This is a genomic window from Lactiplantibacillus songbeiensis, from assembly GCF_005405125.1.
GTDB classification, from domain to species: Bacteria; Bacillota; Bacilli; order Lactobacillales; family Lactobacillaceae; genus Lactiplantibacillus; species Lactiplantibacillus songbeiensis.
On sequence record NZ_BJDL01000041.1, the window covers coordinates 1 to 16,143 of the forward strand.

Consider the following 16,143-nt stretch of genomic DNA (forward strand, 5'->3'; position numbering starts at 1 on the left):
TTACAAAAAAGAAACCAATTCGAAAATGAATTGGTTTCTCATAGGATCATTCATCAACAGCCGTTGACAAAGAGCCATTATTTGGAATTTTTAGCTAAGGTGACAGTGGCCATCATCGCTTTATTATTGGCTAAGTTGCCATAAGTGAAAAAGGCGATACGTTCGTGATCAGTCTTGTTGTTAAAGGCCATTGGATTCATGCTGACGGCTTGCTTAACGGTCTTGCTAGCTCCAGCTTTTAACGTGACGTGCGCGGCAGTTGCCACTGGCTTCACATTTTTGGCTGGAACAGTCTTGCTAGTTAGATCGTAAACGTTATAGCGTAAGTTGCTAAAATAAAATTTAACGGTCTTTTTGGTTTTATTAGTGAGTTTCAAACTGTAAGTGTAGTTAGTGACAATCTTTTTTGTCTTTTTGTCGAACTTACTAGTCGCGGTCAAAGGTTTCTTTTGATCACTTAGTGCAATCTTGAACTTCTTTTTGTTGGCCTGGCTGAGCTTACCGTAAGTCGTGACCGTAGCTTTCTTGGTCGTCGTCTTCTTTGTTTGTGCGTGTGCCTTGAGCCGACTTTTGGGCTTCTTGGCCTTCAAACGTAAGCGTAGGTGGGCTTGATATGGCGTTGTGCTGGCGGCGTTAGCGGTAATTGGTCCCATGGCAAGACTGCTGCCGAGGCTTAACACGAGCGCGCCGAGTAAGATGCGTGACTGTTTCATTTGTTGTTCCCCCCAATTTATTAACACTTTAAGCTTAAGGGTTGGGGGCCAACACGTCAATAGAACGCCATTGAAACTTAATCTTTACACAACTTTTACCTAAAACACGTAAAGATTTAACCAAAACTGGGCAAATTTGATTGTATTCTCCCAGATTTTTCGTTAAGGTAAAGGTACTACAAAAAAGGAGTTTACCTCATGAATATTGAAATTTTAAACTCAGCAATTCAAGACTTACATTTTCAGATTGTTTACGACCGTGACGAATCTAAAGAAGAACCTGGCCAAGGCCAATTCAGCTATACGCCCGCTAACGACGATGTTAAAAAGACTTTTGGCGATGATGTGGTTCAAGCCCAATTAGACGTGACTTACAAGGAAGAAATGTACGATATGTCCGCAACGGTCTTCGCTATCATTCGGTTGAGTGGCGAAATGGTCGGGATTATCGAACGTCAATCTAGTGATAAAGACTTAGAAGACGACGAACAAGGCATGTTAAATGACTTGAACAACGCCGTTATCCCAGCATTATCATCAAAAGCGCGCGCATACGCTGCGCTGTTATCAACTGAAGCTAGCAATTTTGCCATTATGCCAGCTGACTTTGACGGTGGTCAAACTAGTAAAGAAAACAACAACGAAGAAGCTTAAGTCGTTGTTTATGAACAGGCTTTGCCATTTAGTGGCAGGGCCTGTTTTTTGGTTATGAGGAGCGTCAGGATGATAAAATTAAATTTTCAATATAAACACAGTTTGGACTGGAAAACGTGGGGTAAATGCCGTATATTTAAGTTGGGTTAGTTATAAAAAATAGGGGGGATTGACCATGAAAAAGATGCTCGCAATCGTTGTTACCGGTGTGGCGGGAATGGCTTTAGCAGCCACGTTACCAGGTGTCACGGCTAAGGCTAAAAGTTCAAGCATGTCCGGTTACTACGTGAATCAATCACAGAAGTTAGTGTTGCATCGTAGTGGTAAGTATTTGTTAGTTGGGGATTATCAGCAAGTACCGAATGGTCGGGTGAAGACCTACAAGATTGTCAGTGAAACGCAAAAGGGGTCCAACGTCACGTTAAAGTATCGGACGATGCGTTGGCACTATGCGCATAACTTCCAAGAGGCCGCCGTTAGTCACCATTATTTAGGTAAAAAGGTGCGGACGAGCCAATTAACACTTAACGGGTCACAGTTAAAAGTCCGGCTAAGTACGAATAAACGGGTCCGAGGGTTACAGCCAAATACGGCAAAGCCGGGGACAACCTATACGTTTAAGTCACAGACGACTAATCCCGTGGCATCATGGGTCACAGCGTTTGAAACTAAGCGTTTGACTGATCAAAATAACGCGTTAAAAGCGTACGCTGATTCACAAGCCGCACTGGGGTTTGCAGCACCGCAACCAGCTGTTTCAGCTGCTAAATTACAGTTATTTATTCAGCAAGCGATTGCGCATGATGTTAGCTTAGTGGCTAAGCCTTATTTAGGGCAAGCGATGCCACAACCAATTCAACTTTAGATTAAGTGAGACTATCCAGAAATGGGTAGTCTTTTAATTTAAAAGCAGTTAATTAAGTGAATATAAAAATATTAATTTAAGCTTGTGTAAGCGTTAACAATCGTGCTACAATAACTTTGGTCGAGATAGTTGCGCCAGTTAAAGATTTGCAGGTAAGGTCAAAAGGCATCACTTGGAGGCACTGTAACCAATTTACAGGCAGATTGATGGTAAGCTTAGTTGTCAAAGTTGGGGGTGGCGGTTTAAACCAATAATCTGCCAGCACACATACTTGAAATTGCAATTATGCGCACATAGAATTGAGGACTAAGATGACGATCAGTTAATAGTGGCGACTGAGTTAGCATTAATTCGGTGGTCACTTTTTGTATAGAGTGAGAGGTAAAGCGGGTTGGGGTCGAGCATTGCCTAGCTAGCCAATTATACCGGTGATTTTCCGGTATGGTTGGCTGGCGTAGCAAGCGGAGTCCCCAGCTTTACCGAACACGTTTCGGCCCTCAACATAGCAAAGCCTAAGATCTAAAAAACAACAAACGTAAACCCTGTAAAGTTCATTATGAAAGCGTATACTTATCCATGAAAGGGGTGTGACCGACATGTTCAAACCAATGGCTTCAGTCTTTACAAACCATCAAATTGCCGGACATTTCCGGGCAATTGAGCGGGCTAAAACCTGCATTGTGCCGTTTCATTTTGAAATTCAAGGTCAGGAATATCCGACTCCGGCCAAAGAAACGAATTGGCTACGGCGGATATCGGGGACACGGAGTGAGAAATACGCCATGGTCGAATTAACACCAACAAAAGTGATTCTCTGGTCGCCAGAACAGCGTAATCTTGGAGAAATGCAATTATCTGATATTAAATTAATTCAAATTGGTGCGATTCGTTGGCATGCAACTGCCGGATTAGATCCACGCCACGCATTTCGGGCAACGATCTTTGTCGTGACTGATGCGGGTAATTATTATTTTGCTAACTCCGACATGGACGTGTTGCCAGCAATCTTTAAATTTGCTCATCGTCATGATATTCCAGTTGAAGATCCATTACGGCTGATGCCACTATTAAAAGTGGGCTGGCATGCGGCTGCTAAGACCTTACATGAAACTTATGCGCAATTATGCGAACATACTGGTTATCCGGATTCGAAAGTTTAAATTGAATAGGTGATTTAAAACAAGCTAGACTTTTTTGAAGGGTCTGGCTTGTTTTAATTTAAGTCTTGGATTTATTTGATTAGGATGTGTGGTTGGCAGGTTGATGGGTGTTTATGAAGTTTATAAAAAATATGATGAAATTGAAAGCTTTTTAAGCTGGTAGGGCTTGTTTGAAGAAGCCTTCATTTTTGCTGAGAGATGATTGATGCTGTATAATTTAGAAGTTGAAACTAATTGAAATTGATGACTCTGTTATTTTAGAATGCTGATATATCAACGATTCTTTAGTGTATTCCCCACATACGTAGGGATGATCCTTACAAGTATTCAGAGACCAAAGGTAGACTGGGGTATTCCCCACATACGTAGGGATGATCCTAACTTTTCCTCTTCGTTTTTTTCACTCCACAAGTATTCCCCACATACGTAGGGATGATCCTTACAAGGAAAGTAACGATACGGTAGCAAATGAGTATTCCCCACATACGTAGGGATGATCCTTATGACTAGCCCGCGCATATACACTACATAAGGTATTCCCCACATACGTAGGGATGATCCTGCCACCGATCATGCCGTTCCACATACCTCGCAGTATTCCCCACATACGTAGGGATGATCCTATTCCAGGCACCGTAGACGACGCCGACATGCGGTATTCCCCACATACGTAGGGATGATCCTTTGCCGATACCACAACTGAAATACATCTGAACGTATTCCCCACATACGTAGGGATGATCCGTTGGCGGAACTTGTCGGCATCTAGTCAGACGGGTATTCCCCACATACGTAGGGATGATCCTTTAACAACCTCATCACCAGTCACACTGGTAAAGTATTCCCCACATACGTAGGGATGATCCCGGGGCTAAGTACCCGTTGAAAGATGGAAAAACGTATTCCCCACATACGTAGGGATGATCCTACAGTCTTCAAACTGCTTTTGGTTTGCTTTTTGTATTCCCCACATACGTAGGGATGATCCTGGTCAAACATGGAATACAGATAATTCGATCCAGTATTCCCCACATACGTAGGGATGATCCTGTCTCGAACGTTTTACCATAGCGGCCTTTCACGTATTCCCCACATACGTAGGGATGATCCCCAAGTCCCGGTGTTTGCCGATGGGAAGGTGCCGTATTCCCCACATACGTAGGGATGATCCCCAATTAGTTTAATTTCAAGAATACTGCCCTCAGTATTCCCCACATACGTAGGGATGATCCTATAAACATACACAAAATGCACATAAAATATTGGTATTCCCCACATACGTAGGGATGATCCCGCCAAAATCTCGGTAGCTTTGGCGTTCTTACCGTATTCCCCACATACGTAGGGATGATCCTGAATACCGAGAACATTCAACCGAAGCTCGATGGTATTCCCCACATACGTAGGGATGATCCTCCATCCATTGCTTTAGGCGCAGATTTTAAGTTGTATTCCCCACATACGTAGGGATGATCCCAGCCTGATAGGTATCATCTAAGCCTTTCGTGTGTATTCCCCACATACGTAGGGATGATCCTAGTCGCAAATACGTTCCCAATAGCTTGCTTTTGTATTCCCCACATACGTAGGGATGATCCCACAAAATTTGAAGCACGGTAAATAGTTCCATCGTATTCCCCACATACGTAGGGATGATCCCTAACCAAGTTATTGGTTCGATGCCTTCAATTCGTATTCCCCACATACGTAGGGATGATCCTATGAAGAATCGTACGAAAAAAGCGATGATTAAGTATTCCCCACATACGTAGGGATGATCCTTGCAAAAGATGATCTAATACACAAACAAATCCGTATTCCCCACATACGTAGGGATGATCCCGACTTGGCCGGAACCGTAAGGAATTACTTGAAGTATTCCCCACATACGTAGGGATGATCCTAAAAAGACTGGTGGAATCTACTTGAAGAAAGAGTATTCCCCACATACGTAGGGATGATCCCCAATTCACAACGGTTCGTAACTTAGTCGTCAAGTATTCCCCACATACGTAGGGATGATCCCAAGTATTGGTATGTTGAGCAGCTCTTCCCATAGTATTCCCCACATACGTAGGGATGATCCTGTACGTTGCCATTCAAGGAACTATAGATGATGGTATTCCCCACATACGTAGGGATGATCCTTGGCGGGCTTCCGGTTATAGTCATAACAGGCCGTATTCCCCACATACGTAGGGATGATCCTCAAAGCCGCCACCCCTTAGCTTTTGTCCTGTGGTATTCCCCACATACGTAGGGATGATCCCATCACGCCGTCATCGGCTTTCAGCGCTTGTTTGTATTCCCCACATACGTAAGGATGATCCCTCAGCGCGATATGGCGCAAGTGATACAGTCAAGTATTTCCCACGTGTGTAGGAGAAATCATTAAATCAAGCATTCTCCACACGTAGGGTTACCCACAGTTAATCTGTACGTAAGGGGCAAGTCTTATCTTAGAATTCGTCTGCTCATCTATGGTCACTATGGATGAGCTTTTTGTGTTAAATTTCTAATCGCGACTTAATCTAGACTGTCCATGATTTTTATCATTGATTAATAGTCGTAGGTCATTCAGTAAAATACCGGTTAAGCTGACCAAACTAAAAAATGGCCATCAAGTTTTCACTCAATAGCCATTCCAAATTTAAATGATATTAAACTAACCCTTGTGCCATCATTGCATCAGCGACTTTAGTAAAGCCAGCAATATTAGCGCCACTCAGATAATCACCGCTAACCTGGTATTCATCAGCAGCCGCAACCGACTGAGCGAAAATAGTTTGCATAATCGTCTTCAAATGGTTGTCGACTTCTTCAAATGACCAGCTTAGACGCATACTATTTTGACTCATTTCCAAAGCAGAAACCGCAACGCCACCAGCATTAGCGGCTTTGGCAGGACCGTATAAAACGCCTGCAGCTTGGTAAGCGGCAATGGCTTCTGGATTGCTTGGCATGTTGGCGCCTTCTGCCACAGCTTTGGTACCGTTGGCAATTAAAGTCTTGGCCTTGGCACCGTCAATTTCGTTTTGCGTCGCACATGGTAGGGCAATGTCATAAGCTAATTGCGCGGTCCAAACGGAGCCTTCATGATAGGTGGCACTTGCCACGCGGTCCGCGTAATCTTTAATGCGACCACGTTCAACTTCTTTGATTTGTTTAACAGTCTCAAAGTCGATCCCGTTTTCATCAATGACATAACCATTAGAATCAGAACAAGTGATGACTTTGCCGCCAAGTTCAGTGACTTTTTGAATCGCGTAGATGGCCACGTTACCGGCACCAGAAATGGCAACGCGTTGGCCTTTAAAGCTAAGGTCGTTGGCTTTGAGCATTTCATCGGTGTAGTAAGCCAAGCCATAGCCGGTTGCTTCTGGACGTGCCAGCGAGCCACCATAAGATAAGCCTTTACCCGTTAAGACGCCACGGTCAGCGCCACGTAGTCGTTTGTATTGGCCGTAGAGGTAGCCGATTTCGCGACCACCAACACCGATGTCACCGGCTGGTACGTCGGTATCTAAGCCGATGTACTTGCTAAGTTCAGTCATGAAACTTTGGCAGAACCGCATGATTTCATTATCGGACTTGCCTTTAGGATCGAAGTCTGATCCACCTTTACCCCCGCCGATTGGGAGGCCAGTTAAAGCATTTTTAAAAATCTGTTCGAAGCCTAAGAATTTAACGATACTTAAGTTCACGGAAGGGTGCAGGCGTAACCCGCCTTTATATGGGCCAATCGCTGAGTTGAATTGAACCCGGAAGCCACGGTTCACGCGGGCATGCCCAGCGTCATCTAACCAAGGGACCCGGAATTGAATGACCCGTTCTGGTTCGGTTAAGCGTTCCAGAATGTTCGCGTCAATGTATTCCGGATGTTGTTCGAAAACGGGCGTCATTGTTTGGAAGAAGTCATGAACGGCTTCAAGAAACTCTGCCTGATGCGGATCGCGTTGTTCAATCACCGTGTATACGTGTTGGAGATAGTCGGTTGCTTTACTCAAATTAATCATCCTTCCATGTTGTAAGTTAACTATAGCTGTTATTTTACTGGTTTTGTTCGTAGATTTCACTAGATAAAGTGACTAAATTTGCGTGAAATTTTGTGGATAGTGTTGGTGTTAATTAGGCAGGTTGCCAATCAGCTGTCATGCTTACGATAAATTTAGAGTGACGACTTTAATGTAGGTTTTTGTTAGCAAACCACCCAAAAGAACCCCATAAACTGTATTATCAATGTAACAACTCTACAATATAGGTAACACAAAATCTTGCGTTCGACCGGGCAAAGCCGTATAGTTAAACGCGTTATTAAATACGGGGGGATGAAGCATGACCATTAAAAAAGTAGGATTAATTAGTTTGCTCGGTTTAGCGAGTTTCGGCGGGGCATTATTGTTGGGGATGCCAACGAGCTCAGCAACGACGCGGCCGGTTTATGTCCAGTTACAGCCCTATCAAGGTCGGTTGGCCGTTTATAAGCAATTACCGACGTCGACCAGCTCACTACAAAATGGAACTGATGTACCAGCCTCTAACCAGCAGGTCTATCGCGGCACCACGACTGGTAAATACTTAACGTTTAACTATTTACGCGTACAGACACTGGCTGGCCAGTCGCTTGGCTGGGTTAATCGGCAAGATATGAAGACACTGACACATGTCACTAAAGCTGGGTTATTAACCCAATTTAAAGTTAAAAAATTAACCGGTCAATTAACGACTACTAGTGCTAAGAAAGTAACAGTCACAGTTCAAGGCCCCACAGCAACGGCGGCTAAGCTAACCACTAAAAAAGTGACGGCTAAAACGTTAACGGGCAAGGCTTATCAGGTCGTGAAGCAGAGTAACACCGACTTTGGCCGTTATTATCAAGTTCAAAAAAATCATAAAAATTATGGCTGGGTGCGCTCGACCGGGTTTAAAGTGACCGCTGCTAAGCCGACTGCAACGAAACCTGCGGCGATCTCGAAGAAGGCACTCAAACAAATCGATGCGCTGGTCGCGGCTAACCATTTGCAGGGGACGTTACTTTTAGCAACGAAGCAGAGTACCAAGCCAACGATTAAAGCATATGGCGACGCGAATACAGCCACTCAGATGAAGAATAGTGCGAACACCGTTTACCCGATTGCGTCGTTACAAAAGGCCATGACGGGGACGATGATCGAACAGTTAATTCAGGCGGGTGATTTGAGTCTGCAGACACCAATCAGTCGGTATTATCCGAAGTTAAAGGGCGCTAAGACGATTACGATTCAGCAATTATTGACGCATACGTCGGGGATTACGATGGCGGAGACGCATCCGAAAAAGACGTTGGGCGAAGCGGCGGCGGTTACCTGGACGTTGAGTCACTTAGACTCGACGCAGCAACACACCTGGCATTATACGAGCGCTAACTATACGCTGCTGGCGGGAATTATTCGGCAAGTGACAGGGCAATCCTATGCGAAAAACTTGCAGCAACGGATCTTAACACCAGCCAAATTGACGCAAACATTTAATTGGGATAAACTCCCAAAGACAACGGCGACGCCTTATACCTATACCACGGTCGATTACGGGAAGGCGTATCGAATTTCGAAGCCATTGTTGTCCAGTGAGCTGGGTGCAGGGAATATCGCGATGACGGTGGGTGATTATGCCAAGTTTGTCACGGCATTCAATAGTGGTAAGTTATTAACTACTGCAGGCCATCAGAATTTGACTAGTCAACCGGTGAAGACGTATGCCGGGGGCTTCTATTACAGTGTGGCTGGAACGCAGCATGCAACGGGCTACGATAATCATATTAGTAATTTTTACACCCGGACGAAAAACGGCCAAGTGACCGTGATTGGGTTCTGGAATCAAGCGGATCACGTGGCGGCCAAGCCGGTGATGAAGCAGATTGAAACGATTTTAAAGAAGTAAAGATTGGCATCGTTCCCTAGTTTAGGTGAGCGATGCTTTTTTTATGAGCACAATCGGCTAAAATTATCTTAATATTAGTCCGTGTTTGGTTGGTTAACAATATATTAATATTTAGTGCATTTTACGCAGAATGGTCGTATGATATCGGCATTACCAAAAGGGGGAGATTGGTTATGCGAGTTAGATCAGTAACGATGCACCTTTTAGTTGGCGTGTTAAGCGTCGGTGTACTGGGAAGTCTGTCCGTGGGGGCACAGGCTAAGACAACTACGAGTTATGTGCGGATTAAGCCGGCGAGTGGCAAATTGGCCGTGTATCATCAAGTGCCGAAGACGACCAAGCAAGTCAAAAAAGCAACGCACAAGTCAGTGTCAGCTAATCAAGTCTTAAAAGTTGAGAAACGGCGCACCGGTCATGGTGGGACGTACTTACAATTACGTGGGTCGCATACGCTTGGTTGGGTGAAGCAATCGGCGACGACTAAGCTCAGTCATGTGCGTGCCAATGGAACCCTGACAATTGTGAAGACGAAAGCCGCCAGCGGGAACTTAGTTGCAAAGGCTGGCGTCAAAACGCTAACGATTGATGTGAATGGCCCGCAAGCAACGCAACCGAAGATGCAATATCAAACGGTGAGTGCTACTAAAGCTAAACAATTAAAAGTCACAAAAGCAGTTTGGACTGATTTCGGTAAGTACTATCAACTGACTGGTCAGGGGATTAACGGCTGGGTCAAGGCAACTAAGGTAGACTTACAGTTAAAACTACCTGCAAATGCGGATACAATCATTACCATACCTAAACCTGTTAATGTGTTAGTAATGCCAGCACAAGGCTTTATCGGTGGCGGGGCAGCTGTAATGACACCAGTTGTTAAGGTACCCGTTAAGCAACCGACGCCAGCTAAAGTTGTCGTCCCAGTTAAAAAGCCAACTGTTGTCCATAAGACTACAACGCCAACGACACCGAAGCAGCCAGTAGTAGTGATTCCAGTTAAGCCAACTGCGCCTGTCAAGAAGCCAGGGACGACTACGGCTACGGTGCCGAATAAAACTACGACGACAACGCCCAAGACCCAACCAACTAAGCCGGTTACACCAGTGATACCAGCAACTGGTAAGTTAACTGAAGCTGAGGCGTTATCCCAGATCAATAATTTAATTACGCAAAACCATATTATGGGAACGTTATTGGTAACGAACAATGGCCCTGCTGGGGTTAAAGTGATGAATTATGGTTATGCTAATGTTGCTAAGAAGATTGCGAATACTACCAATGAATCTTACCCGTTAGCATCTTTGGAAAAGGCGTTGACTGGTGCGGTAGTCCAACAGCTGATCAATCAAGGTAAGTTGTCGATGACGACCCCGTTAAGTAAGTATTATCCACAAGTGCCTTATGCGAGTGATATTACTGTTCGGGAGCTATTAGACCATACGTCTGGTATTCGGATGGGTGAACCAGTACCAACCACGCCGTTAACGACTGAAGCGGCACAGGTTACTTTTACGATTAGTCATTTGGATTCAACTGATCAACATGTTTGGAGTTATTCTAACGCCAACTTTACGTTACTGAGCGGTATTATTGGCAAAGTAACAGGCAAGTCATTTATGAGCAACTTACAGAGCGATGTTTTGAAGCCGCTGGGGATGACGCATACGTTCTTATATAACCAGATTCCAAGTAGCTCAGTGACGCCATCATCGTATTCATTTAAAGCTAATCAGTCACAGCCAGATAATATTTCGACGAACTTGTTATCGAGTGAATTAGGCTGTGGAAATGTGTATGCCAGTGTTGGCGATTACTATACCTTTATTAACAGTTTATTTACTGGAAAGTTGGATGGTAAGGCTGGATTTGCGGAGTTGTCGGATGGCTTGAAGCTGAAGTATTCTGGTGGGATTTATTATCAGGCTGATGATAATGTGCGGATTGGTGGTGCTGATAATGGGTTCCACAGTTATTACTTTGGGACTAATGATGGCAAAAATGCAGTGGTATTGTTCACCAATCAGAGTTCTTGGAAAGGTGCTAATACAGTATCTGGAGAGATTCAACAGATTTTGATGAGCGCTGATAAGTTCTAATTATAGATGAAGGGCAGTTTGGTGATGCTTGTTATACAGAGCATTTCCAAACTGTTTTGTTGTTCAATAGCGCTGTGAATAATCAATAAATTAAACTGTACTTTATTTTTGGAAGTCTTTAGTATATGATATTGAGTTGAGTGAACTAGGGTTACTGATTGTTACAGGATTTTAATGTCGTTATCATACATAATGTGCTAGTATAAATTAAGTTAGTTTTAAAAACGAGCATAGTGTGTTATTTTTGGAGGTTCGTATGTTGTATCAAGAAAAGAGCGAAATGCTCCCAATGGTAAATCCAATTAAACTTAAGCGCAAATTAGTCTTTTTTGCTATTAAGCGCCTTTTTGACATCGTTGCGAGTCTTTGCGGCATGATCATATTGAGCCCGCTACTATTAATTATTGCAATTTGTATCAAGGTAAATGATCCCCAAGGTGGCGTGATTTATTCACAGGTACGCTTGGGAAAGAATAAAAAGAAGTTTCGGATGTATAAATTTCGTTCTATGTATATCGATGCGGATGAACGTCTAAAAGATTTACTAAAATACAATGAAGTTGACGGCGCCATGTTTAAGATTAAAGATGATCCGCGTGTCACCTCGGTTGGTCGAGTTATTCGAAAGTATAGCATTGACGAGTTACCACAACTTTGGAATGTCTTTAAGGGTGATATGTCGTTGGTTGGACCACGGCCACCTTTGGAACGCGAAGTCGAACAGTATTCTGATTACGATTTGCAACGTCTATTGGTCAAACCTGGTTGTACGGGTTTGTGGCAGGTTGGTGATCGGAATGCAGTTGGCTTTGATGATATGGTGCAGTTAGATATTAAATATATCCGACATATCAGTGTGTTACAAGATTTGTCTATTATGGTGCGAACCGTCTATATTATGATTGTGCCTAATACAGCTTCATAAATTTGTTCGTCAAACAAATGACCAGTCTTTTAAAATGGAGACTGGTCATTTTTGTCTTACATTCAGTCTAATCAAGCATTAGGACTGGTATAATTGAAGGCATGGAAATAGGTGAAAGGAATTCAAATACTATGACAAAAAAGATTAAAGTGATGACAATTTTTGGTACACGGCCAGAAGCCATTAAAATGGCACCAATTGTCTTGCAATTACAAAAACAGTCAGATAAGTTTATCCCGATTACGGTGGTAACGGCGCAACATCGTGAAATGTTGGATCAGGTACTAGATATCTTTCATATTGAACCAGATTATGATTTGAATATTATGCGACCCAATCAAACGTTAGCTGGAATTACAAGTCGAGTATTAAATAAGTTGGATGCTATTTTAGATGAAGTTCAACCGGACATTATTTTAGTTCATGGTGATACGACAACGACGTTTGCTGCTAGTGTTAGTGCGTTTTACCATCAAATTCCAGTTGGACATGTAGAAGCGGGATTACGAACTTGGAATAAGTATTCACCGTACCCGGAAGAGATGAATCGTCAGTTAACCGATGTTTTAGCTGATATGTATTTTGCCCCGACTGAATTAAGCAAAAATAATTTATTAAAAGAAAATCATGCTGCTGAAAACATCACAGTAACGGGGAACACCGCAATTGATGCCTTGAAACAGACGGTTAATAGTGACTATCATCATGCGGCACTTGATTTAGTGAAACCAGGTCATCGAATGGTTTTATTGACGATGCATCGACGGGAAAATCAAGGCGAGCCAATGGTAGCTGTCTTTTCAGCAATCAAGAGAGTTATTTTAAGTCATAAGGATGTTGAAGTAGTCTACCCGGTACATTTGAGTCCCACGGTTCAAAAGATTGCTAATGACATTTTAGGTGACGTTGAACGCATCCACTTGATTGATCCATTAGATGTGGTGGACTTCCATAATATGTCGGCACGCAGTTATTTCATTATGACAGATTCCGGTGGCGTCCAAGAAGAAGCCCCATCGCTGAATAAACCAGTCTTAGTGCTACGTGATACGACTGAACGACCAGAAGGGGTAACCGCTGGAACCTTGAAGTTGGTTGGTACTGATGGTGACGAGGTGCAAAAATCCATGGAAACTCTATTAGATGATCAAAATGAATACGATTTAATGGCTAATGCTAAGAATCCGTATGGTGACGGGCATGCAGCTGAATATATTTTAAAAGCAATCGAGAAAAAATATTAATTGGTTATATAAAGTGAAAAATAGTAATATAAACATGTGACATGTGTACTTTTTTGCTGTAAAGCCCACACAGCAAAGAGAAATCTTATGCAACTTGGTTATTTAGCTAAGTCTGTATGAGATTTTTTATTTTTGACATTTTGTAAAAAACTTGAGGTGTATACCGATATTGACGGTTTCACAGCTCAATCCATTGTATAATTAGTGTTATTAAGTTGAATTGAGGATCTAAATTATGAAGCTAAAGGAGCGCTATCCCAAAATATTTAAATGGCTTGAAATTACTATTCGTCGATATAATCAAGCCAATGTCAGTAATAACGCCATTGTGTTGGCCTACTATGCGTTAATGTCGATTGCACCAATTATCTTAATTATTGGAAACATCATTGCCCGACTGAATTTAAAAACGAGTTTGGTGCTATCCTATGCACAAGAATTTATTCCAAGTAATATTTATCAAACGTTTAAACCAATTCTAGTTTCTTTCCTATCTAGTGGTAGTAGTGGGAGTTTATCTATTGGGATTGTGATCACAATTTGGTCAGCGTCGCAGATTATTGCGGCAATTCGACGCAGCCTTAATGAAGCTTATGGGGTTAAGAACGCACAGGGAGCCATTATGACGCGTTTAATGGCATTCGTATTGACGCTGGGACTATTACTCTTAATTGTCGCATTGTCGCTCTTCTTTACGCTTAGCCAGGTTTTAATGGATACCATTTTAGAGATCACCAATACTTCTAAAGATTTTGTTCCCAAGTGGTGGGCACGCCTGCTAGCTAATAAGAACTTGATCACCTTTATCGGGATGTTTGTGTTAGCCATGTTGCTTTATTATTTTGTGCCGAATGCAGCGGTTAAGTTACGCTATATCTGGGTAGGGGCTTTAATCACGTCTATCGGCTGGATCATTATTTCGCAAGGTTTCCGGTTTTATGTCGAACTTTTTGCAAAACGAGTTACGTCGTACCAAACTATTGGGAGTTTGATTGTTCTAATGTTTTGGTTAAATTTCTCTGGGATGTTACTAATGTTCGGTGGAGTTGTTAACGCAACTGTACAGGAGTGGTTTGAACATGAGATAAAAGCAAAGTCACCACGTATGATGAAACGTATTCGACGACATTGGAATTTACGAGCAAAAAAATAGACAATCGGTTTTGAGTATAAAATCAAAACTGGTTGTCTATTTTTGATTACAGACGGCTGTTATAGATTAAAAAACTAATGTAACAGTTGTCGCCGTCGGGTAATGAATAGCCGGTATTTTGGTTAGTACCATCGTTTTCATGTAGAACGGTGAACTCACCATTGCCGTAATCTTGTTTATTTAAGTACGTAGTGAGCTTTTCATCACAGTCTGCCAAGGTTTTACCGGTGACAATGCGACGGTTCCAACCACGGTGAATGGATGTGCCTTCGACTTCTGCCATTGCGATAACCTCCTATTCCATTTTTCGGTACAACTCTAGTATACGCCACTGTGATGAAACCGGTTAATCTGGTTAGCAATTGAATGTTAATCAAGTTTTCGTATTAAACCGTTAGAATTTTGTGTATAATGGTGTTCGTGTGAAAAAATGATCGTTATTTACAGAAAAGTTTTAGCGTGACTTGATTCAAAATAAATCGGCGTTAAAAGCGTCACAGGAGGAGACTTATCTTGATTCATCAGATGTTGGCAGAGTTCATGGGAACCGCCTTGATGATTATTTTTGGTGTTGGGGTTCACTGTAGTGAAGTTTTGAAGGGAACTAAATATCGCGGTTCCGGTCATATCTTTGCAATTACCACTTGGGGTTTTGGGATTACGATTGCGCTATTTATTTTTGGAAATGTTTCTATTAATCCAGCTATGGTTTTAGCCCAATGCCTGCTTGGTAATATTGCTTGGAGCATGTTTGTTCCTTATTCAGTTGCAGAAGTTCTCGGTGGGGTTGCTGGAGCCGTCATTGTTTGGATCATGTATGCTGACCATTTTAAGGCTTCAGAAGGTGAAATTTCACCCATTACGATTCGAAACTTATTCTCAACTGCACCAGCTGTTCGAAACTTACCACGGAACTTCTTCGTTGAATTTTTTGATACGTTTATTTTTATTTCAGGTATTTTAGCTATTTCGGAAGTGAAGACGCCGGGGATTGTGCCGATTGGTGTCGGTTTATTAGTTTGGGCAATTGGGATGGGTCTTGGCGGTCCGACTGGATTCGCGATGAACCTTGCACGAGACATGGGGCCTCGGATTGCGCATGCTATTTTGCCAATTAAGAATAAAGCAGATAGTGATTGGCAGTATGGGATTATTGTTCCTGGGATTGCGCCATTTGTTGGCGCAGCTTGTGCGGCGTTATTTATGCATGGGTTCTTTGGTATCGGGTAATTATTAATAGGTACTGTGAGTGAGCAATCGGGGAAATCTACCGATTGCTTTTTTAAATCAGCAATTTTGACTGTAAATAAAATGAAATATTATTATGATGTTTAACGAGATCCCAAATTGTCAAATCAAGTGCAACACTCAGTAAAGTAGTCCAGCCATGGAGTTATGCTTTAGCGCAGTTTCAGTT

General features: G+C 42.7%; 12 protein-coding genes and 1 CRISPR repeat array. Of the genes, 9 read left to right on the top strand and 3 right to left on the bottom strand.

Annotation, left to right across the window (positions count from 1 at the left end; translation table 11 throughout):
* Positions 1-77: 77 nt before the first annotated feature.
* The gene (locus FFM77_RS13545; protein ID WP_137636307.1) at positions 78-713 is read right to left on the bottom strand and encodes a hypothetical protein; all 636 of its coding nucleotides are present in this window, start codon (positions 711-713) and stop codon (positions 78-80) included.
* Between the two features lie 198 nt (positions 714-911).
* Here FFM77_RS13545 and FFM77_RS13550 point away from each other — a divergent pair, with 198 nt between their 5' ends.
* From FFM77_RS13550 to FFM77_RS13560, 3 genes are all read left to right on the top strand, one after another.
* The gene (locus FFM77_RS13550; RefSeq protein WP_137636308.1) at positions 912-1,367 is read left to right on the top strand and encodes a hypothetical protein; all 456 of its coding nucleotides are present in this window, start codon (positions 912-914) and stop codon (positions 1,365-1,367) included.
* Positions 1,368-1,542: 175 nt separating this feature from the next.
* Positions 1,543-2,232 carry a hypothetical protein gene (locus FFM77_RS13555; protein ID WP_137636309.1) on the top strand — a complete coding sequence of 230 codons (690 nt, stop codon included), beginning with the start codon at positions 1,543-1,545 and terminating at the stop codon, positions 2,230-2,232.
* A gap of 596 nt (positions 2,233-2,828) precedes the next feature.
* On the top strand, positions 2,829-3,392 hold the full coding sequence (locus FFM77_RS13560; protein ID WP_137636310.1) for a hypothetical protein: 564 nt from the start codon (positions 2,829-2,831) through the stop codon (positions 3,390-3,392).
* 289 nt (positions 3,393-3,681) lie between these two features.
* Positions 3,682-5,722: direct repeats of the CRISPR family, unit length 28 nt; unit sequence GTATTCCCCACATACGTAGGGATGATCC.
* Between the two features lie 330 nt (positions 5,723-6,052).
* Here the strand turns inward: FFM77_RS13560 and gdhA are convergent.
* Entirely contained in the window at positions 6,053-7,408 is a 1,356-nt protein-coding gene (gene gdhA, locus FFM77_RS13565; protein WP_171001647.1) for an NADP-specific glutamate dehydrogenase, read from the bottom strand.
* Between the two features lie 319 nt (positions 7,409-7,727).
* On the opposite strand from gdhA, the gene FFM77_RS13570 reads away from it, so the two are divergent.
* From FFM77_RS13570 to FFM77_RS13590, 5 genes are all read left to right on the top strand, one after another.
* Positions 7,728-9,311, top strand: a complete 1,584-nt coding sequence (locus FFM77_RS13570; protein ID WP_137636312.1) for a serine hydrolase — start codon at positions 7,728-7,730, stop codon at positions 9,309-9,311.
* 173 nt (positions 9,312-9,484) lie between these two features.
* Complete coding sequence (locus FFM77_RS13575; RefSeq protein ID WP_137636313.1) at positions 9,485-11,404, top strand: serine hydrolase domain-containing protein; 1,920 nt, start codon at positions 9,485-9,487, stop codon at positions 11,402-11,404.
* 280 nt (positions 11,405-11,684) lie between these two features.
* On the top strand, positions 11,685-12,329 hold the full coding sequence (locus FFM77_RS13580) for a sugar transferase (protein ID WP_263390730.1): 645 nt from the start codon (positions 11,685-11,687) through the stop codon (positions 12,327-12,329).
* 131 nt (positions 12,330-12,460) lie between these two features.
* Positions 12,461-13,573, top strand: coding sequence for a non-hydrolyzing UDP-N-acetylglucosamine 2-epimerase (gene wecB / locus FFM77_RS13585; RefSeq protein ID WP_137636315.1), 1,113 nt, complete (start codon positions 12,461-12,463; stop codon positions 13,571-13,573).
* A 235-nt stretch (positions 13,574-13,808) separates the two neighbouring features.
* On the top strand, positions 13,809-14,726 hold the full coding sequence (locus FFM77_RS13590) for a YihY/virulence factor BrkB family protein (protein ID WP_137636316.1): 918 nt from the start codon (positions 13,809-13,811) through the stop codon (positions 14,724-14,726).
* Positions 14,727-14,772: 46 nt separating this feature from the next.
* On the opposite strand, the gene FFM77_RS13595 is transcribed toward FFM77_RS13590, so the two are convergent.
* Positions 14,773-15,009, bottom strand: coding sequence for a hypothetical protein (locus FFM77_RS13595; protein ID WP_137636317.1), 237 nt, complete (start codon positions 15,007-15,009; stop codon positions 14,773-14,775).
* Positions 15,010-15,239: 230 nt separating this feature from the next.
* Here FFM77_RS13595 and larD point away from each other — a divergent pair, with 230 nt between their 5' ends.
* The gene (gene larD / locus FFM77_RS13600; RefSeq protein WP_137636318.1) at positions 15,240-15,956 is read left to right on the top strand and encodes a D/L-lactic acid transporter LarD; all 717 of its coding nucleotides are present in this window, start codon (positions 15,240-15,242) and stop codon (positions 15,954-15,956) included.
* Positions 15,957-16,143: the final 187 nt, after the last annotated feature.